Consider the following 18,878-nt stretch of genomic DNA (forward strand, 5'->3'; position numbering starts at 1 on the left):
CGGATTCGCACATGTCCACGCCCAAACACGCCAAAGTCCTGATTCTCGGTTCCGGCCCCGCCGGCTACACGGCTGCCGTCTATGCGGCACGCGCCAACCTGTCCCCGGTGCTGATCACAGGCATCGCGCAGGGCGGCCAGCTGATGACGACGACCGACGTCGAAAACTGGCCGGCGGACGCGAAGGGCGTGCAAGGCCCGGAACTGATGGCGCGCTTCCAGGAGCACGCCGAGCGTTTCAACACCGAAATCGTATTCGACCACATCCACACCGCGAAACTGCACGAAAAGCCGATCCGGCTGATCGGCGACTCGGGCGAATACACGTGCGACTCGCTGATCATCGCGACCGGCGCGTCCGCGCAGTATCTCGGCCTGGCTTCGGAAGAAGCGTTCATGGGCAAGGGCGTGTCGGCCTGCGCGACCTGCGACGGTTTCTTCTATCGCAACCAGGAAGTCGCGGTGATCGGCGGCGGCAACACGGCCGTCGAGGAAGCGCTCTACCTGACGGGCATCGCGAAGAAGGTCACGGTGATCCACCGCCGCGACAAGTTCCGCGCCGAGCCGATCCTGATCGACCGCCTGCTGGAGAAGGAAAAGGAAGGCGTCGTCGACATCAAGTGGGATCACGTGCTCGACGAAGTGACGGGCGAGGAGTCGGGCGTCACGGGCCTGCGCATCAAGAACGTGAAGACCGGCGAAACGCAGGACCTCAGCGTGCAGGGCGTGTTCGTCGCGATCGGCCACAAGCCGAACACCGACCTGTTCCAGGGCCAGCTCGAGATGAAGGACGGCTACATCCTGACGAAGAGCGGCCTGCAGGGCAACGCGACGTCGACGAGCGTGCCGGGCGTGTTCGCCGCCGGCGACGTGCAGGACAACGTGTATCGCCAGGCGATCACGAGCGCCGGCACGGGCTGCATGGCCGCGCTCGACGCGCAGCGCTACCTCGAAAGCCTGCACGACAAGAAGTAAGCACCAGGCATTCGTGCGCCGGGCGCTACAATGGCGTCCGCTGCCGCGAAGCGGGCTTGACCGGAAAGCCGCTGCCGCCGCGCAGCGGCTTTTTTGTGCCCGCGCGTGCGAACGCGCCTGCCCGGTTACCGAATCATGGCGAAGAACCAGCCTCATCCGAGCGATCCCGCGAAGCGGCAGATCGCCGCCCGTCCCGCGAATCCGGCGCCCGCCGCGCCGCCACCCGCCCCCGATGCCGCCGCCCTGCGCGGCCAGGGGCTGGCCGGTCTCGGCGCATTGCGCAAGTCGCTGCAAGGCGAAGCCGACCGGCGCGAGCGCGCCCGCGTCGAAACCGCGAAGGCCGCCCGCCAGGCGGAAGCCGACGCGAACCTGTTCCGCAACGAAATCGGTGCGATCCAGCCGCTGAACGCACCGCCGCGCGCGAAGTCCGGCCGCACGCCGCCCGATCCGGTGCCGAAGCAGACGCAGCGCGACGAGGAAGCCGTGCTGAATGCGACGCTGTCCGACGAATTCGATCCCGAGACGCTGCTCGACAGCGACGAGTCGCTGTACTACCACCGTCCAGGCATCAGCCGCGACGTCGTGCGCAAGCTGAGGAGCGGCGCATGGATCGTGCAGGCGCAGCTCGACCTGCACGGAATGCGGCGCGACGAAGCGCGCGACGCACTCGCGGAATTCATCCGCGAGGCCGGCAAGAAAGGGCTGCGCTGCCTGCGCGTGATTCACGGCAAGGGGCTCGGCTCGATCGGCAAGGAGCCCGTGCTGAAGGGCAAGGTGCGCGCGTGGCTCGTGCAGAAGGAAGAAGTGATCGCGTTCTGCGAGGCGCGCAGCCACGACGGCGGCGCGGGCGCGGTGCTCGTGCTGCTTCAGCCGCTCGCGGCGCCCGCCGACCGGGGGCCGCGTGCCGCATCCTAGGCTGACGCTCGCGATCGCGGTGCTGGAAGCGATCGCGACGCTGGCGTTCGCGATCTCGGGCTTCATCGAGGCACGCAAAAACCGGCTCGACTCGGTCGGCACGTTCGTCGTCGCGCTCGCCACCGCGTTCGGCGGCGGCACGCTGCGCGACATCCTGCTCGAGCGCCGGCCGTTCTACTGGGTCGTGCACGACGACTACGTGATCGCGATCTTCGTGCTCGCGCTGTTCGCGCCGTTCGTGCTGCGGATGCTGTCGCGGCTGTCCGCCGAGCGGCTGCTGCTGGTGGCCGATGCGATCGGGCTCGGCATCTTCAGCATCTCCGGCACCGCGATCGCGCTCGATGCCGAGATGCCGCGCTTCATCGCGGTGATGATGGGCGTGATCACGGGCGTGGTCGGCGGGATCATCCGCGACGTGCTGTGCAACGACATCCCGCTGATCCTGCGCGATTCGCGGCCGTACGCGACCTGCGCGTTCGTCGGCTGCTGGTTCTACCTGCTGCTCGCGTGGCTGCAGTTCGATTCGGTCTATAGCGTGCTGCTCGCGACCGCTTTCATCCTCGTCGCGCGGCTCGCGACGTTCAAGTTCGACGTGCGGTTGCCGCACTGAAGCGACCGCGCTGCCATGCCACGTCGCCGGCACGCCAAAACGAAAGGGGCCGTTCATCGACACGGCCCCTTCTCTTTCGTTCAGCGCTTACTCCGCCTCACGCGATCCGCTCTTCCGACGCCGGATCGAACAGCACCGCCTTCGACACGTCGAACAGCAGCGACTGCGTCTGCCCCGGCTGCGGATTCGCGGCCGGATGCACGCGGCTCACGATCCGCTTGCCGTTGACCTGCGCGAACACGTGCGTGTCCGGGCCGGTCGGCTCCGTCACGTCGACGCGCACGTCGATCGGCTGCAGCTGCGACGTCTCCCCGTGGTGCGCGTTGCGCACGTCGGTGATGCGCTCCGGGCGCAGGCCGAGGATCACCTCGCGGCCCACGTGGCCGTTCATCCGCTTCGCGTCGAACGGCAGGTTCAGCGCGCCGCGCGCAAGGCCCGTGTCGATTTCGAGCGCGACCCCGCTGCCCTGCTCGACCAGCTTGCCGTTGATGAAGTTCATCGGCGGCGCGCCGATGAAGCCGGCGACGAACAGGTTCGACGGGGAATCGTAGATGTCCTGCGGTGCGCCGAACTGCTGGACCACGCCATCCTTCATCACCGCGATCCGGTCGCCGAGCGTCATCGCCTCGATCTGGTCGTGCGTCACGTACACGATCGTCGTGCCGAGGCGCTGGTGCAGCAGCTTGATTTCCGCGCGCATTTCGATGCGCAGCTTCGCGTCGAGGTTCGACAGCGGTTCGTCGAACAGGAACAGCGACGGATCGCGCGCGAGCGCACGGCCCATCGCGACACGCTGGCGCTGGCCGCCCGACAGCTGGCCCGGCTTGCGGTCGAGCAGATGCTGGATCTGCAGCATCGCCGACACGCGCTCGACGATCTGCTGCTGCTCGCTCTTCGGCACCTTGCGAATGTTCAGCCCGAACGAGATGTTCTCGCGCACCGTCATCGACGGATACAGCGCGTACGACTGGAACACCATCGCGATGTCGCGATCCTTCGGCGACAGGTCGTTCACGACCTTGCCGTCGATGCAGATCTCGCCGCTCGTCACGGTCTCGAGGCCGGCGATCATGTTGAGCAGCGTCGACTTCCCGCAGCCCGACCCGCCGACCAGGATCAGGAACTGTCCGTCCTCGATCTCGATGTCGACACCCTTCAGGACCGGCACCCCGTTCGGGTAGGTCTTGTACACGTCACGGATGGAAAGGCTTGCCATGCTGTGAATCCTCTGTCTCGTCTCGCGCGGCGCACTGCGGCGCCGCGTCGGTTCGTTTCGATGCGCCGCGCGTCGTGCGCGGCCGGTTCGTCGTATCGGATGAAACCGCGCTTACCCCTTCACCGCGCCCGCCGTCAGCCCGCGCACGAAGTAGCGGCCGGCGACCACGTAGACGAGCAGCGTCGGCAGCGCGGCGATGATGGCGCCCGCCATGTCGACGTTGTATTCCTTCACGCCCGTCGACGTGTTGACCAGGTTGTTCAGCGCGACCGTGATCGGCATCGAGTCGACGCCGGAGAACACGATCCCGAACAGGAAGTCGTTCCAGATCTGCGTGAATTGCCAGATCAGGCACACCATGAAGATCGGCAGCGACACGGGCAGCAGGATCTTCGTGAAGATCGTGAAGAAGCCCGCGCCGTCGATGCGCGCGGCCTTCACGAGCTCGGCCGGCACGCTCACGTAGAAGTTGCGGAAGAACATCGTCGTGAACGCGATCCCGTACACGACGTGCACGAACACCAGGCCCGGAATCGTGTTGGCGAGGCCGAGCATCCCCTGCAGGCGCGCCATCGGCAGCAGGATCACCTGGAACGGAATGAAGCAGCCGACCAGCATCATCGTGAACAGCGCATCCGCGCCGCGAAAGCGCCAGTGCGTGAGCACATAGCCGTTGAACGCGCCGATCAGCGACGAGATCAGCACGGCCGGGATCACCATCTGCAGCGAGTTCAGGAAGAACGGCTTCATGCCGTCGCAGCGCACGCCGGTACACGCGCCGCTCCACGCCTTCACCCACGGATCGACGGTCCAGTGCGTCGGCGGCGTCAGCAGGTTGCCGGTGCGCAGCTGGTCGAGATCCTTGAAGGACGTCGACAGCATCACGTAGATCGGGAACAGGAAATACAGCGCGAACAGGATCAGCGCCGCATAGATCACTGCCCGGCTGATCGTCATCTTAGGCTGCATTGCGGGTGCTCCTCGATTCCATATACATCAGCGGCACCAGCACCGCGACCACGGTCGCGAGCATCATCACCGACGACGCCGCACCGAGCCCGAGCTGGCCGCGGTTGAACGAAAACGTGTACATGAACATGGCCGGCAACGACGACGACGTGCCGGGGCCGCCCGCCGTCAACGCGACCACCAGGTCGAACGTCTTGATCGTGATGTGGCAGAGAATCAGCAGCACCGAGAAGAACACCGGACGCATGCTCGGGATCACGATCTTGCGGTAGATGGTCGGCAGCGTCGCGCCGTCGACCTGCGCGGCCTTGAAGATCTCCGCGTCGACACCGCGTAACCCGGCGAGGAACAGCGCCATCACGAAGCCGGTCGACTGCCACACGGCGGCGATCACGATACAGAAGATCGCCTTGTCCGGATCGTCGAGCCAGCCGAACGAGAAGCTCGTCCAGCCCCAGTCGTGCATCACCTTCTCCAGGCCGAGGCCCGGGTTCAGGATCCACTGCCATGCGGTGCCCGTGACGATGAACGACAGCGCCATCGGATACAGGAAGATCGCGCGCAGCGCGCCTTCGTTGCGGATCCGCTGGTCGAGCAGGATCGCGAGGAACAGCCCGAGCCCGACGCAGATCGCGATGAACGGAATCCCGAACCAGCCGAGGTTCGCGGCGGAAGTCCACCACACGTCGTTCTGGAACAGGTCCGTGTAACGGCCGAAGCCGTCGAATTCGTAGTTCGGCAACAGCCGCGAGTTGGTCAGCGACAGATAGCCGGTAATCAGGATGAAGCCGTAGATGAACACCACGGCGATCGCGAGGCTCGGCGCGAGCACGAGCTTCGGGATCCAGCGATCGGCGAAAGCCGACATCGGCGACGTGCGCCGCGCGACGGCAGCGCCGGATCCGTTTCCGCTAAGAGGGGCAGCCACTTGATTCGACTCCTGGAACGAGGGTGACGCAGGCCGGGCCGGCGCCGGGTACGGCACGGGCCCGCGGGCGCGCCCGTTTGCTGCACTTGCAAAAACGCCCGGCCGACGAAGCGTTTCCGGCCGGGCGCCTGTCGCGCTTTACTTCACCTTCGCGGCTTTCGCGAGCGCGGCGACCGCGCTCTTCGAATCCTGCTGCGAGTTCATGAACTTCGTCACGACGTCGGTGATCGCGCCGGCCGTTGCGTCGCCCTGCGCCATCCCGTGCGCGAGCGACGGCACGAAGCCGCCCGACTTGATCGCGGTCTGCTCGTCGGCATACGACTTCTTCGCGCAGTCGTCGAACTTGTCCATCTTCACGCCGAGGCGCACCGGCACCGAGCCCTTCAGCAGGCTGAACTGCTCCTGGAAGCCCGGCGTCATGATGGTCTTCGCCAGTGCGATCTGGCCGGGCGTCGCATCCTTCTGGCCCTTCTGCTGGAAGAACACGAACGAGTCGACGTTGAACGTGTACGAGTTCGCGGTGCCCGGCACCGGCGCGCAGATGTAGTCCTTGCCCGCCTTCTTGCCGGCGTTCTCGAACTCGCCCTTCGCCCAGTCGCCCATGAACTGCATGCCGGCCTTGCCGTTGATGACCATCGCGGTCGCGAGGTTCCAGTCGCGGCCGTTGCGGCCGGTGTCGAAGTAACCCTGGATCTTGCGCACCGTGTCGAACACCGACACCATCTGCGGCGACGTGAGCGTCGCCTGGTCGAGATCGACCAGCGCCTTCTTGTAGAACGCCGGGCCCTGCGACAGCACGACGTCTTCCCACAGCGTCAGGTCCTGCCACGGCTGGCCGCCCATCGCGACCGGCTGGATGCCCGCGGCCTTCAGCTTGTCGGCCACCGCGAAGAATTCGGGCCAGGTGGTCGGCACTTTCGCGCCGACCTTGTCGAGCGCGGCCTTGTTGATGTAGAGCCAGTTCACGCGGTGCACCGAGAACGGCGCGGCGACGGTGTGGCCCTTGTACTTGATGATCTTGTCGATTTCCGGCGGCAGGTTCTGCTTCCAGTCGCCGGCGGCGGAATCGATGTTGACGAGCACGCCCTGGTCGGCCCAGTCCTGGATCAGCGGGCCCTTGATCTGCGCGGCCGACGGTGAGTCGCCGCTGATCACCTTGGTCTTCAGCGCGGTCATCGCCGCGGCGCCGGCGCCGCCCGCGACCGCGAAGTCCTTCCACACGTAGCCCTGCTTCTGCATGTCGTCCTTCAGCACGCCGACGGCCTTCGACTCGCCGCCCGAGGTCCACCAGTGCAGCACGGTTACGTTCTCGGCCGCCTGCGCCGCCACGGCGCCAGCCATCAGACCCGCGGCGCAGAGCGCGCCCATGATCGAGCGAACTTTCATTACTTATCTCCTCCAGACTGAATCAACTCGTGAAGTTCCCCGACGGGGAACCGGCTTCTTGATAAACGACGGGGAAATCGAGCCGCGGGACGCATGCAGCGTACGGGGCCGATGACCGGCCGGGCTCTTACAGAAAGCGTGAATCGAGATTCAACGGCGTGTCTCCTCTTTGTGTTTCTGGCCCGCCGCGATGCCGCGGCGCAAGCCCGGGGGCGACGGCGCGCGGACGATGCGCACCGCCAATGTCCGATAACATTCGGCACAAGGCGTTCCCGAAGGCGAAGCTCGCGCAGTTCATCGACCGCACTTCTTTTTTTCTTCACCCAGGTGCTACCCCTTGCGGCGGATTGTAGTTAAACTACAATTCAGTGTCAAAAATATTTTTATCGCACTACGGATCGCTTCCCAGCACCCCAACCGGCGGAGACACATGCATACCGATTCCAGCTTTACCTTCGTACTTTTCGGCGGCACCGGCGACCTGTCGATGCGCAAGATCCTGCCCGCGCTGTTCGAAGCGCACCGCGGCAGCATGCTCGCGGAAAGCGGCCGGATCGTTGCCGTCGCGCGGCACGAATCGGATCGGGCGGGCTATCTCGAGTGGGTCGACACGCATGTGAAGCCGCACGCGGTGAAGGCGGCCGGCAAGGCCTTCGACGACGCCGCGTGGCAATCCTTCCTGGAACGCATCGAATACGTGAAGCTCGACCTCGGCCGCGCGGAGGACTACGTCGTGCTGCGCGACGCGGTCGCGCAGTTGCCCGGCATCCGCGTGTTCTATCTCGCGACGGGGCCGTCGCTGTTCGTGCCGATCTGCAAGGCGCTCGCGTCGGTCGGGCTGAACGAAGGCGCGCGCATCGTGCTCGAGAAGCCGCTCGGCTACGACCTGCGTTCGTCGAACGCGATCAACGACGCGGTCGGCGAGATCTTCGCGGAAGACCAGATCTACCGGATCGACCACTACCTCGGGAAAGAACCGGTGCAGAACCTGCTCGCGCTGCGCTTCGGCAATGCGCTGTTCGAGCCGCTGTGGCGCCGCGAATGGGTCGAGAGCATCCAGATCACGATCGCCGAGGAACTCGGCGTCGAGGCGCGTGGCGATTTCTACGACAATACGGGCGCGCTGCGCGACATGGTGCAGAACCACCTGCTGCAGCTGCTGTCGATCGTCGCGATGGAGCCGCCGCATTCGATGGACTCCGACTCGGTGCGCGACGAGAAGCTGCGCGTGCTGCGCGCGCTCAAGCCCGTCGATTCGCGCGACATCGGCAAGGTCGCAGTGCGCGGCCAGTATCATGCGGGCGTGATCAAGGGCGTGCAGGTGCCGGCCTATGCAACGGAGCCCGGCGTGAAGCCGGACAGCGCGACCGAAACCTTCGTCGCGCTGAAGGTCGAGATCGAGAACTGGCGCTGGGCCGGCGTGCCGTTCTTCCTGCGCACCGGCAAGCGTCTTGCCGATCGCGTCGCGGAGATCGTCGTCAACTTCCGGCCGGTGCCGCACTCGGCCCTCGGGCCGACCGCGCTGCGCGCCGGTTCGAACCGCCTCGTGATCCGGCTGCAGCCGAACGAGACGATTCGCCTGTACTGCCTCGCGAAGCAGCCCGGCGAAGGGATGAACCTCGCGAGCGTACACCTCGACCTCGCGTTCGACCGGTTCTTCAAGGAAGGGCAAATGGAGGCGTACCAGCGCCTGTTGCTCGACGTGATCAACGGCCGCCTCGCACTGTTCGTGCGTCGCGACGAGCAGGAAGCCGCGTGGCGCTGGGTCGAGCCGATCCTGAACGAATGGGCCCGCTCGCTGAAGCCGCCGAAGCCGTATGCGGCGGGCACGTGGGGGCCGGCCGCGGCGAGCGCGATGCTCGCGCAGCACGGCACCTGCTGGCTCGAGGAAGAAAACTGATGCAAGCCGTTGTCGCGCATGCAAGCGCGCGGCAACGTGCCCCATGATTCGCACGAATTGAACAGACAAAGCAGTCCGGAGGAGATGTGATCGAGATCCACGCTTTCGACACCCAGGAAGCGCAAAGTGAAGCGCTCGCGCGCGCCGTCGGCGACGCGCTGCGTGCCGCGCTCGGCGGCCCCGCGCGCCCGACGCTCGCGGTGTCCGGCGGCACGAGCCCGCGCCCGTTCCTGCAAACGCTGTCGCACGCGGCGCTCGACTGGGCGGGCGTCGACGTCACGCTGGTCGACGACCGCTGGGTGCCGGAAGACGATGCGGCCAGCAACGCGCACCTCGTGCGCGACACGCTGCTGCAGCACGCGGCAGCCCCTGCCCGCTTCCTGCCGCTCGTCGACACGCGCGTGTCGCTCGACGCGCACGTCGCCGCGCTCAACGCGAACGCCGACTACCGCATACCGAATGTCGCCGTGCTCGGCATGGGCGAGGACGGCCACACCGCGTCGATCTTCGCGGACGCGCCCGAATGGGATCACGCGATCGCGACGCCCGAGCGCTTCGTCGCCGTGCATCCGGGCGCCGCGCCGCATGCGCGCGTGAGCTTCTCGCTCGATGCGCTCAAGCGCGTCGACCGGTTGTTCCTGCTGATCGCGGGCGAACGCAAACGCGCGGTGCTTGACGCGGCAGCCGCATCGCTGCAAAAGAACGCGATTTCCCAACTGGCCAACGACAAGGGGACCAAGCTCGATGTCTACTGGTGCGCAAAGTAAGGCCGTCGTCGCGGGCCAGCATGCCGACGGCCCGCGCCTGCTCGCGGACGTCGGCGGCACCAACGCGCGTTTCGCGCTGGAAACCGGCCCCGGCGAGATCACGCAGATCCGCGTCTACCCCGGCGCCGACTATCCGACGCTTACCGACGCGATCCGCAAGTATCTGAAGGACGTCAAGATCAGCCGCGTGAACCACGCGGCGATCGCGATCGCGAACCCGGTCGACGGCGACCAGGTCACGATGACCAATCACGACTGGAGTTTCTCGATCGAAGCCACGCGCCGCGCGCTCGGCTTCGACACGCTGCTCGTCGTGAACGACTTCACCGCGCTCGCGATGGCGCTGCCGGGCCTCACCGATGCGCAGCGCGTGCAGATCGGCGGCGGCGCGCGCCGCCAGAACAGCGTGATCGGGCTGCTCGGGCCCGGCACCGGGCTCGGCGTGTCCGGCCTGATTCCCGCGGACGACCGCTGGATCGCGCTCGGCAGCGAAGGCGGTCATGCATCGTTCGCGCCGCAGGACGAGCGCGAGGATCTCGTGCTGCAGTACGCGCGCAAGAAGTTTCCGCACGTATCGTTCGAACGCGTGTGCGCGGGCCCCGGCATCGAGGTCATCTATCGCGCGCTCGCCGCGCGCGACAAGAAGCGCGTGGCCGCGACCGTCGACACGGCGGAGATTGTCGAGCGCGCGCATGCGGGCGACGATCTCGCGCTCGAGGCGGTCGAATGCTTCTGCGGGATCCTCGGCTCGTTCGCCGGCAGCCTGGCGCTGACGCTCGGCGCGCTCGGCGGCGTGTACATCGGCGGCGGCGTCGCGCTGAAGCTCGGCGAGCTGTTCACGCGCTCGTCGTTCCGCGCGCGCTTCGAGGCGAAGGGCCGCTTCGCGCATTATCTGCAGAACATCCCGACCTACCTGATCACCGCCGAATATCCGGCGTTCCTCGGCGTGTCGGCGATCCTCGCGGAACAGTTGTCGAACCGCTCGGGCGGCGCATCGTCGGCCGTGTTCGAGCGGATCCGCCAGATGCGCGACGCGCTGACGCCGGCCGAGCGCCGCGTCGCCGATCTCGCGCTGAATCATCCGCGCTCGATCATCAACGACCCGATCGTCGACATCGCACGCAAGGCGGACGTGAGCCAGCCGACGGTGATCCGCTTCTGCCGCTCGCTCGGCTGCCAGGGGCTGTCGGATTTCAAGCTGAAGCTCGCGACCGGCCTCACCGGCACGATTCCGATGAGCCACAGCCAGGTGCATCTCGGCGACACGGCCACCGACTTCGGCGCGAAGGTGCTCGACAACACGGTATCCGCGATCCTGCAACTGCGCGAACACCTGAACTTCGAGCACGTCGAGAACGCGATCGAGATCCTGAACGGCGCGCGTCGCATCGAGTTCTACGGGCTCGGCAACTCGAACATCGTCGCGCAGGACGCGCATTACAAGTTCTTCCGCTTCGGGATCCCGACGATCGCGTACGGCGACCTGTACATGCAGGCCGCATCGGCCGCGCTGCTCGGCAAGGGCGACGTGATCGTCGCGGTGTCGAAATCGGGACGCGCGCCGGAATTGCTGCGCGTGCTCGACGTCGCGATGCAGGCCGGCGCGAAGGTGATCGCGATCACGTCGAGCAATACGCCGCTTGCGAAGCGCGCGACCGTCGCGCTCGAGACCGATCACATCGAGATGCGCGAATCGCAGCTGTCGATGATTTCGCGCATCCTGCATCTGCTGATGATCGACATCCTCGCGGTCGGCGTCGCGATCCGTCGCGCGTCCACCAACGGCGAGCTGCCGGAGGCCGTCGCGCAGGCACGCGCACGCGCGAGCGACGACGAAACGGCCGACGTGCTCGACTGGCTGAGCCACGGCGCATCGCCGGCGGCGAAGGACGTCGCGCGCGACTGACGCCCGACACGGCACGGCAGCGGCCGCTTTTCGGCCGCCCGAAAAAAACGCCACCGACGCATATCGCGCGGTGGCGTTTTTTTCATGTCGAGGCGGCGGCCGCCGCGCTGCGTCAGGCGCCGGCTTTCACCGGCCGGCCATGCCAGCGCAGCACGAGGCAGCGGCCGACGAAACACAGCACGCCGGTGACGCCGATCGTCACGCCCATCGCGAACGGCGTGCCGTCCGCGAGTGCGCCGATCGCGACGCTCGCGAGCGCGCCGAGTGCGAGCTGCATCGCGCCGAACACGGCCGCGGACGCGCCCGCGTTGTGCGGATAGCGATGCATCAGGTCGGTCGTGCAGTTCGCGGAAAGGATGCCGACCACGCCGACCACGAAGAACAGGCACACGACGATCGACCACAACCCGCCCCAGCCGGTCAGCGCGACGAGCGCGACCGCAAGCGACGCGATGCAGCTCACCAGCGATGCGGCCGCGATGATGCGCAGCGAGCCGATGTGGCCGACGAGCCGCGTGTTCGTGAAGTTGCCGATCATGATGCCGACCACGTTCAGGCCGAACAGCAGCCCGTAGTGCTGCGGCGACACGTGGAAGTACTCGATGTACACGAACGGCGTCGCGGTGATGTACGAGAACATCGACGCGAACGCCATCCCGCCGCACAGCATGTGCCCCCACGCGACCGGATCCGACAGGATGCGCCCGTACGATGCGAACGACGCCAGCACGGCCGCGCTCTTGCGCCGCTCCTTCGGCCACGTTTCCGGCACGCGCAGGTACGCGGTCGCCGCGCACACCGCGCCGAACACGGCCAGCACGACGAACACGCCGCGCCAGCCGGAGAAGCGCAGGATCTGCCCGCCGATCAGCGGCGCGAGCAGCGGCCCGACCGCCGTGACGATCGCCACCATCGACAGCACCTTCGCCGCATCGGTCGGCTCGTGCGCGTCGCGCGCGATTGCACGCGACAGCACCGACGCCGCGCCGGCGCCGAGTGCCTGCAGGAACCGCACGAGGATCAGCATGTCGATCGAGTTCGAGATGAAACAGCCGACGCTCGCGAGCGTGAACAGCGCGATGCCGCCGAGCAGCACGGGCCGGCGGCCCCACGTGTCGGACAGCGGGCCGTACAGCAGCATGCCGATCGAGAAGCCGGCCATGAAGCTCGTCAGCGTGCGCTGCGCGGCGCCCGGGCTCACGGAAAAGCCGGCGGCGATCGACGGCAGGCTCGGAAGGTACATGTCGGTGGCGATCGGCCCGCAAGCGGCGAGCGCGCCAAGCAACAGGATCAGCCGGGCATCGGGCCGGCGCCGGACGACGTGGGACATGGGTATCCGGAATGGAGCCCGCGCGCATCCGGGCGCGCGTGGCGGTAAAGACGGGAGGCTGCGCCGCGAACGGCGCTCGGACCCATGATTGTACGCGCAACTTTTTCGCGTGCCGTCGGCCGGGCGCCGCGCGGGCGATCGCCGCCATCGCATGAGACCGCACGAGACTGCACGTGGCCGCGCGCGGATTCGATTAAGCTTGCGGCTTCCCGCTTCCATTGTCCGCCCCGATCGACGCACGTCCCGACCGATGACCGCCTTCCTGCTGATCTGGAGCCCCAAGAAATGGCCGTGGCCCGAGCTGCCCGACGTCGCCGCGCGCGTGAAGGCCGGCGAGGCCGTGCACGACGTGTGGGGCTGCGGCTTCGCGCGCGGCATCCTGCCTGGCGATCGTGTGTTCCTGCACCGCGTCGCGAAGGAGCCGAAGGGCGTGTTCGGCTCGGGCTACGTGACCCGGGCACCGTACGAGGTGCCCGATCCGGCGACGAAGCGCGGCTACCGGCTGTGCATCGATTTCGTCTACGACTGGCTGGTCGACGCCCATCAGGACGTCGTGATCCCGCGCGACGCGCTGCGCGTGCATCCGTACTCGGTGCAGACCTGGGACGCGCAGTCCTCCGGCACGTCGATCAAGCCGATGGTCGAAGGCCCGCTCGAGAAACGCTGGGCGGAACTGACCGGCAAGCGCAAGCCGCCGCGATAAACGGGCCGGATCTCGCGCAGCCGGGCGCCGGCCGCTCCCGCGCGCGCCGAAACGCCGCAGATCGGCCCGGCGGCCTGTCATGCGCGTCTCCGGTACAATCGGACGATCGTTCCGCCCAGGCGCCGCGGCCCGTGCACGAGGCCCCCGCGCCCTTCTCTCGCAGGTTTCGCACATGTCCAACAATCAGATCCTCTTCGAACGCGCCCAGAAGACCATTCCGGGCGGCGTCAACTCGCCGGTGCGCGCCTTCCGTTCGGTCGGCGGCACGCCGCGCTTCGTCGCGCGCGCGCAAGGCCCGTACTTCTGGGATGCCGACGGCAAGCAGTACATCGACTACATCGGCTCGTGGGGCCCGATGATCGTCGGCCACGTTCATCCGGAAGTGCTGTCGGCCGTGCAGAACGTGCTCGCCGACGGCTTCTCGTTCGGCGCGCCGACCGAGGCGGAAATCGAGATCGCCGAGGAAATCTGCAAGCTCGTGCCGTCGATCGAGCAGGTGCGCATGGTGTCGAGCGGCACCGAGGCCACGATGAGCGCGCTGCGTCTCGCGCGCGGCTTCACGGGCCGCAGCCGCATCGTGAAGTTCGAGGGCTGCTACCACGGTCACGCGGACAGCCTGCTGGTCAAGGCCGGCTCCGGCCTGCTGACGTTCGGCAACCCGACGTCGGCCGGCGTGCCCGCCGACATCGCGAAACACACGACCGTCCTCGAATACAACAACGTCGCCGCGCTCGAAGAAGCGTTCGGCGCGTTCGGCGACGAGATCGCGGCGGTGATCGTCGAGCCCGTCGCGGGCAACATGAACCTCGTGCGCGGCACGGCCGAGTTCCTGAATGCGCTGCGCGCGCTGTGCACGAAGCACGGCGCCGTGCTGATCTTCGACGAGGTGATGTGCGGTTTCCGCGTCGCGCTGGGCGGCGCGCAGGCGTACTACGGGATCGCGGCCGACCTCACCTGCCTCGGCAAGGTGATCGGCGGCGGGATGCCGGCTGCCGCGTTCGGCGGACGCCGCGACATCATGGCCCATCTCGCGCCGCTCGGCGGCGTGTACCAGGCCGGCACGCTGTCGGGCAACCCGATCGCGGTCGCGGCGGGCCTGAAGACGCTGCAGCTGATCCAGGCCCCCGGCTTCTACGATGCGCTGACCGCGCAGACCAAGCGCCTCGCCGACGGCCTCGCGGCCGAAGCGCGCGCCGCCGGCGTGCCGTTCGCGGCCGACTCGATCGGCGCGATGTTCGGCCTGTACTTCGCCGAGCGCGTGCCCGCCAGCTTCGCGGAAGTCACGCAGAGCAACATCGAGCGCTTCAACCGCTTCTTCCACCTGATGCTCGACGAAGGCGTGTATTTCGCACCGTCCGCGTACGAGGCCGGCTTCGTGTCGAGCACGCACGACGACGCGGTGATCGACGCGACGCTCGCGGCCGCGCGCCGTGCGTTCGCGGCCCTCGCCGCCTGACCGGGTCCGCGCGCATGTTCTCGGATACCGATTTCGCCCACATGCAGCGCGCGCTCGCGCTCGCGGCGCTCGGCATGTATACGACGGCGCCGAACCCGCGCGTCGGCTGCGTGATCGTCAAGGACGGCGACGTGATCGGCGAAGGCTTCACGCAGCCGGCCGGCCAGGATCACGCGGAAGTGCAGGCGCTGAAGGACGCGCGCGCGCGCGGCCATGACGTCGCCGGCTCGACCGTGTACGTGACGCTCGAGCCGTGCAGCCACTTCGGCCGCACGCCGCCGTGCGCGAACGCGCTGATCGACGCGCGCGTCGCGAAGGTCGTCGCGGCAATGGAAGACCCGAATCCGCAGGTCTCGGGGCGCGGCCTCGGGATGCTGCGCGACGCGGGCATCGACGTGCGTTGCGGGCTGCTCGCGAACGAGGCGGGCGAACTGAACATCGGCTTCGTGTCGCGGATGACGCGCGGCCGCCCGTGGGTGCGGATGAAGACGGCCGCGTCGCTCGATGCGCGCACCGCGCTGCCGTCCGGCGAAAGCCAGTGGATCACCGGCGAGGCCGCGCGCCTCGACGGCCACGCATGGCGCGCGCGCGCGTGCGCGATCCTCACCGGCATCGGCACCGTGCGCGAGGACAACCCGCTCCTGACCGTGCGCGGCATCGACACGCCGCGCCAGCCGCAACGCGTGCTGGTCGACAGCCGCCTCGACCTGCCGCTCGATGCGCGCCTGCTCGAAGGCGCGCCGCTGCTGATCTTCTGCGGCCGGCTCGATGCCGCCGGCGAAGTACGCACGAACGTGCTGAAGTCGCGCGGCGCGGAAATCGTGCCGCTCGCGAACGCGCACGGCAAGGTCGACCTGCCCGCGATGCTGGCCGCGCTCGGCGCGCGCGGCGTCAACGAGCTGCACGTCGAGGCCGGCCACAAGCTGAACGGCTCGCTGTTGCGCGAGCAATGCGTCGACGAACTGCTCGTCTATCTCGCGCCGAGCCTGCTCGGCAGCGACGCGGCCGGCATGTTCGACATCGCCGCGCCCGCGAGCCTCGACGCCCGGACGCGACTCGCATTCCACAGCGTCGAGCGGATCGGCGACGATCTGCGGATCCTCGCGCGCATCGCGCCGCCCGCCGCCACACCTTGAACGGAGTCGTCACGATGTTTACCGGAATTGTCGCGGCCGTCGGCCGCATCGAGGCGATCACCCCGCTCGGCACATCGCCCGACGCGGGCGTGCGGCTGACCGTGCAAGCCGGCGGGCTCGACCTGGCCGATGTCGCGCTCGGCGACAGCATCGCGATCCAGGGCGCGTGCATGACGGTGATCGAAAAGACCGACACCGGGTTCGACGTCGACGTGTCGCGCGAAAGCCTGAACCGCACGGTCGGCCTCGCTCAGCCGGGCGAAGTGAACCTCGAGAAGGCGCTGCGCGCGCATGACCGCCTCGGCGGGCACATCGTGTCGGGCCACGTCGACGGTCTCGGCACCGTCACGCGCTTCGCGCCGGTCGGCGAATCGCACGAGCTGCGGATCGTCGCGCCGCGCGAGCTCGGCCGCTATCTCGCGTACAAGGGCTCGATCACGGTCAACGGCGTGAGCCTGACCGTCAACTCGGTCGACGATCGCGCCGACGGCTGCGAATTCTCGATCAATCTGATCCCGCACACGGTCGAGGTGACGACACTGCGTCACGTAAAGGCCGGCGACAAGGTCAATCTCGAAATCGACATGATCGCGCGGTATGTGGAGCGGATGATGTCGGCATCGCAAGGCGTGCATCAGGACTGACGACGCAGTTGCGCCCGCCGCACGAGGATGGCGGCCGGCCGTGCGCTCCGGCACCTGGCCCGATGGCCAACGACGCGCACGGGTCATCCCGTCGCGCTAAGATGCAACGGCAGCGTTTTCGGCGCCGCGGCGCACGGTGCGCCGCATGCCGGCTGCCCCCTTTCCTCCAGGAGTCGTCCCATGTCCATCTCGATGTACCAGGCTTCGCTGCCCGTCCTGATCCGCGGCCTCACCAACCTGCAGCACATCCTCGGCAAGGCGCAGGCGCACGCGGCCGAGAAGCAGATCGACCCGTCGGTGTTCATCGGCGCACGCCTCTATCCGGACATGCTGCCGCTCGTCCGCCAGGTGTACATCGCGACCGACACGGCCAAGGGCTGCGCTGCGCGCCTCGCCGGCGTCGACATCCCGAGCTATCCCGACGTCGAGCAGACCTTCGACGAACTGCACGCGCGCATCCAGAAGACGATCGACTATCTGAAAGGCTTCGATGCCGCACAGATCGACGGCAGCGAGGCGCGTCAGATCGTGCTGAAGATGCGCGTCGGCCCGATCGAATTCACCGGCCAGTCGTATCTGCTGAACTTCGTGCTGCCGAACTTCTTCTTCCATGTGACGACGGCTTACGACATCCTGCGCCACAGCGGCGTCGAACTCGGCAAGCTCGACTACCTCGGCGGTCGTAACGAGCAAGCGTGACACACGGCCGTGCCGCGCCCGGCCTGCGGCGGCCCGTCTGCGGGTCGGCCGCGGCGGCCCGGGCAGGCCCGTTCCGACGGCCGGTCGCGCCGCTTTCCGGCGTGCCCGCCAGCCGCGCGCGGCCGGTGCCGGCCGAAACGCGCTCCGGCTGGCGTAAAATACGCACTTTCCTCTTTCTCGCCCCTTTATGACGCTCGCCTCCACGCTCGACATCATCGCGGAGTTGAAAGCCGGCCGGATGGTGATCCTGGTCGACGAAGAAGACCGCGAAAACGAAGGCGACCTCGTGATCGCCGCCGAATTCGTCACGCCGGAAGCGATCAACTTCATGGCCAGGTACGGCCGCGGCCTGATTTGTCTGACGTTGACGCAGGAACGCTGCAAGCAGCTGCACCTGCCGCTGATGACCTACCGCAACGGCACCCAATACGGCACCGCGTTCACGGTCAGCATCGAAGCGGCCGAAGGCGTGACGACCGGCATCTCGGCCGCCGACCGCGCGCACACGATCGCCACGGCGGTCGCGCACGACGTGCGCCCCGAGCACATCGTGCAGCCGGGCCACGTGTTTCCGATCATGGCGCAGCCGGGCGGCGTGCTCGTGCGCGCCGGCCATACCGAGGCGGGCTGCGACTTCACCGCGCTCGCCGGGCTCACGCCGGCCGCGGTGATCTGCGAGATCATCAAGGACGACGGCACGATGGCGCGCCTGCCCGATCTGATCGAGTTCGCGAAGGAACACGATCTGAAGATCGGCACGATCGCCGACCTGATCCAGTACCGCAGCCGCACCGAATCGATCATCGAGCGGATCGCCGAGCGCACGATGCAGACCGCGCACGGCACGTTCCGCGCGGTGCTGTACCGCGACCAGCCGAGCGGCTCGCCGCACATCGCGCTGGTGCGCGGCACGCCGTCGCCCGACATCGATACGCCGGTGCGCGTGCACGAGCCGCTGTCGGTCCTCGATCTGCTCGAGACGAGCATCTCGACGCACTCGTGGACGCTCGACGCGGCGATGCGCGACATCGCGGAACGCGACCTCGGCGTGATCGTGCTGCTCAACTGCGGCGACACGAAGGAACATCTGATCGACGTCTTCAAGGCGTTCGACGAGGAAGAAAAGGCCGCTGCGCTGAAGCGCCGGCCGGTCGATTTCAAGACGTTCGGCATCGGCGCGCAGATCCTGCGCGACGTCGGCGTCGGCAAGATGCAGGTGCTGTCGAATCCGCGCAAGCTGGGCAGCATGTCCGGCTACGGCCTCGAAGTCACGGGCTTCATTCCGATGCCCGGCGGCGAAGCCAAGTCCTGCCTGGCGTCCCACGCGTAACCCGCCACG

17 protein-coding genes are annotated in these 18,878 nt (G+C 67.6%); 12 read left to right on the forward strand and 5 right to left on the reverse strand.

Annotated features, from left to right (window positions below):
* Positions 1 to 11 precede the first annotated feature (11 nt).
* The 3 genes from trxB to HW466_RS23455 all read left to right on the forward strand — a co-directional run bounded on the left by trxB (position 12) and on the right by HW466_RS23455 (position 2,499).
* Complete coding sequence (gene trxB, locus HW466_RS23445; RefSeq protein WP_059448157.1) at positions 12 to 974, forward strand: thioredoxin-disulfide reductase; 963 nt, start codon at positions 12 to 14, stop codon at positions 972 to 974.
* A 135-nt stretch (positions 975 to 1,109) separates the two neighbouring features.
* Positions 1,110 to 1,889 (forward strand): Smr/MutS family protein, encoded by a 780-nt coding sequence (locus tag HW466_RS23450; protein ID WP_059448156.1) that lies wholly within the window; start codon positions 1,110 to 1,112, stop codon positions 1,887 to 1,889.
* Positions 1,876 to 2,499 (forward strand): trimeric intracellular cation channel family protein, encoded by a 624-nt coding sequence (locus HW466_RS23455; protein WP_059448155.1) that lies wholly within the window; start codon positions 1,876 to 1,878, stop codon positions 2,497 to 2,499. Before HW466_RS23450 ends, HW466_RS23455 begins: the two co-directional genes overlap by 14 nt.
* A gap of 97 nt (positions 2,500 to 2,596) precedes the next feature.
* On the opposite strand, the gene HW466_RS23460 is transcribed toward HW466_RS23455, so the two are convergent.
* The 4 genes from HW466_RS23460 to HW466_RS23475 form a co-directional block, all read right to left on the reverse strand.
* Positions 2,597 to 3,715: an ABC transporter ATP-binding protein gene (locus tag HW466_RS23460; protein ID WP_059448154.1), complete on the reverse strand. Its 1,119-nt coding sequence runs from the start codon at positions 3,713 to 3,715 to the stop codon at positions 2,597 to 2,599.
* A 111-nt stretch (positions 3,716 to 3,826) separates the two neighbouring features.
* Positions 3,827 to 4,684, reverse strand: coding sequence for a carbohydrate ABC transporter permease (locus tag HW466_RS23465; protein ID WP_059448153.1), 858 nt, complete (start codon positions 4,682 to 4,684; stop codon positions 3,827 to 3,829).
* Entirely contained in the window at positions 4,674 to 5,612 is a 939-nt protein-coding gene (locus tag HW466_RS23470) for a carbohydrate ABC transporter permease (protein ID WP_011883674.1), read from the reverse strand. Before HW466_RS23470 ends, HW466_RS23465 begins: the two co-directional genes overlap by 11 nt.
* 138 nt (positions 5,613 to 5,750) lie before the next feature.
* Entirely contained in the window at positions 5,751 to 6,998 is a 1,248-nt protein-coding gene (locus tag HW466_RS23475; RefSeq protein WP_059847672.1) for an ABC transporter substrate-binding protein, read from the reverse strand.
* Between the two features lie 430 nt (positions 6,999 to 7,428).
* On the opposite strand from HW466_RS23475, the gene zwf reads away from it, so the two are divergent.
* The 3 genes from zwf (at position 7,429) to HW466_RS23490 (ending at position 11,571) form a co-directional block, all read left to right on the forward strand.
* Entirely contained in the window at positions 7,429 to 8,898 is a 1,470-nt protein-coding gene (gene zwf / locus HW466_RS23480; RefSeq protein ID WP_060346021.1) for a glucose-6-phosphate dehydrogenase, read from the forward strand.
* An 86-nt stretch (positions 8,899 to 8,984) separates the two neighbouring features.
* Positions 8,985 to 9,665, forward strand: coding sequence for a 6-phosphogluconolactonase (gene pgl / locus HW466_RS23485; RefSeq protein WP_060297543.1), 681 nt, complete (start codon positions 8,985 to 8,987; stop codon positions 9,663 to 9,665).
* Positions 9,643 to 11,571, forward strand: coding sequence for a bifunctional transcriptional regulator/glucokinase (locus tag HW466_RS23490; protein ID WP_059507104.1), 1,929 nt, complete (start codon positions 9,643 to 9,645; stop codon positions 11,569 to 11,571). The genes pgl and HW466_RS23490 overlap by 23 nt, the downstream gene beginning before the upstream one ends.
* A gap of 112 nt (positions 11,572 to 11,683) precedes the next feature.
* Here the strand turns inward: HW466_RS23490 and HW466_RS23495 are convergent, their stop codons facing one another.
* Positions 11,684 to 12,901 (reverse strand): Bcr/CflA family multidrug efflux MFS transporter, encoded by a 1,218-nt coding sequence (locus HW466_RS23495; protein WP_151005975.1) that lies wholly within the window; start codon positions 12,899 to 12,901, stop codon positions 11,684 to 11,686.
* Between the two features lie 250 nt (positions 12,902 to 13,151).
* Here HW466_RS23495 and HW466_RS23500 point away from each other — a divergent pair, with 250 nt between their 5' ends.
* From HW466_RS23500 to ribBA, 6 genes are all read left to right on the forward strand, one after another.
* Complete coding sequence (locus HW466_RS23500; RefSeq protein WP_059448147.1) at positions 13,152 to 13,604, forward strand: hypothetical protein; 453 nt, start codon at positions 13,152 to 13,154, stop codon at positions 13,602 to 13,604.
* Between the two features lie 172 nt (positions 13,605 to 13,776).
* A complete protein-coding gene (gene hemL, locus HW466_RS23505) occupies positions 13,777 to 15,060 on the forward strand; it encodes a glutamate-1-semialdehyde 2,1-aminomutase (RefSeq protein ID WP_151005974.1) in 1,284 nt (427 codons plus the stop codon).
* A 14-nt stretch (positions 15,061 to 15,074) separates the two neighbouring features.
* Complete coding sequence (gene ribD, locus HW466_RS23510; RefSeq protein ID WP_174905725.1) at positions 15,075 to 16,196, forward strand: bifunctional diaminohydroxyphosphoribosylaminopyrimidine deaminase/5-amino-6-(5-phosphoribosylamino)uracil reductase RibD; 1,122 nt, start codon at positions 15,075 to 15,077, stop codon at positions 16,194 to 16,196.
* A 14-nt stretch (positions 16,197 to 16,210) separates the two neighbouring features.
* The gene (locus HW466_RS23515) at positions 16,211 to 16,840 is read left to right on the forward strand and encodes a riboflavin synthase (RefSeq protein WP_059448144.1); all 630 of its coding nucleotides are present in this window, start codon (positions 16,211 to 16,213) and stop codon (positions 16,838 to 16,840) included.
* 180 nt (positions 16,841 to 17,020) lie between these two features.
* On the forward strand, positions 17,021 to 17,539 hold the full coding sequence (locus HW466_RS23520) for a DUF1993 domain-containing protein (RefSeq protein WP_059448143.1): 519 nt from the start codon (positions 17,021 to 17,023) through the stop codon (positions 17,537 to 17,539).
* A gap of 187 nt (positions 17,540 to 17,726) precedes the next feature.
* Positions 17,727 to 18,869 carry a bifunctional 3,4-dihydroxy-2-butanone-4-phosphate synthase/GTP cyclohydrolase II gene (gene ribBA / locus HW466_RS23525; protein WP_151006415.1) on the forward strand — a complete coding sequence of 381 codons (1,143 nt, stop codon included), beginning with the start codon at positions 17,727 to 17,729 and terminating at the stop codon, positions 18,867 to 18,869.
* Positions 18,870 to 18,878 lie beyond the last annotated feature (9 nt).

It is taken from the genome of Burkholderia territorii (assembly GCF_902833055.1).
GTDB lineage: Bacteria > Pseudomonadota > Gammaproteobacteria > Burkholderiales > Burkholderiaceae > Burkholderia > Burkholderia territorii.

What these genes read in the sequence shown, in the direction of transcription:
- trxB (WP_059448157.1), top strand. Translation starts at nt 12, where the DNA reads ATGTCCACGCCCAAACACGCCAAAGTCCTGATTCTCGGTTCCGGCCCC.
- HW466_RS23450 (WP_059448156.1), top strand. Translation starts at nt 1,110, where the DNA reads ATGGCGAAGAACCAGCCTCATCCGAGCGATCCCGCGAAGCGGCAGATC.
- HW466_RS23460 (WP_059448154.1), bottom strand. Translation starts at nt 3,715, where the DNA reads ATGGCAAGCCTTTCCATCCGTGACGTGTACAAGACCTACCCGAACGGG.
- HW466_RS23465 (WP_059448153.1), bottom strand. Translation starts at nt 4,684, where the DNA reads ATGCAGCCTAAGATGACGATCAGCCGGGCAGTGATCTATGCGGCGCTG.
- HW466_RS23475 (WP_059847672.1), bottom strand. Translation starts at nt 6,998, where the DNA reads ATGAAAGTTCGCTCGATCATGGGCGCGCTCTGCGCCGCGGGTCTGATG.
- zwf (WP_060346021.1), top strand. Translation starts at nt 7,429, where the DNA reads ATGCATACCGATTCCAGCTTTACCTTCGTACTTTTCGGCGGCACCGGC.
- HW466_RS23490 (WP_059507104.1), top strand. Translation starts at nt 9,643, where the DNA reads ATGTCTACTGGTGCGCAAAGTAAGGCCGTCGTCGCGGGCCAGCATGCC.
- HW466_RS23495 (WP_151005975.1), bottom strand. Translation starts at nt 12,901, where the DNA reads ATGTCCCACGTCGTCCGGCGCCGGCCCGATGCCCGGCTGATCCTGTTG.
- HW466_RS23500 (WP_059448147.1), top strand. Translation starts at nt 13,152, where the DNA reads ATGACCGCCTTCCTGCTGATCTGGAGCCCCAAGAAATGGCCGTGGCCC.
- hemL (WP_151005974.1), top strand. Translation starts at nt 13,777, where the DNA reads ATGTCCAACAATCAGATCCTCTTCGAACGCGCCCAGAAGACCATTCCG.
- ribD (WP_174905725.1), top strand. Translation starts at nt 15,075, where the DNA reads ATGTTCTCGGATACCGATTTCGCCCACATGCAGCGCGCGCTCGCGCTC.
- HW466_RS23515 (WP_059448144.1), top strand. Translation starts at nt 16,211, where the DNA reads ATGTTTACCGGAATTGTCGCGGCCGTCGGCCGCATCGAGGCGATCACC.
- HW466_RS23520 (WP_059448143.1), top strand. Translation starts at nt 17,021, where the DNA reads ATGTCCATCTCGATGTACCAGGCTTCGCTGCCCGTCCTGATCCGCGGC.
- ribBA (WP_151006415.1), top strand. Translation starts at nt 17,727, where the DNA reads ATGACGCTCGCCTCCACGCTCGACATCATCGCGGAGTTGAAAGCCGGC.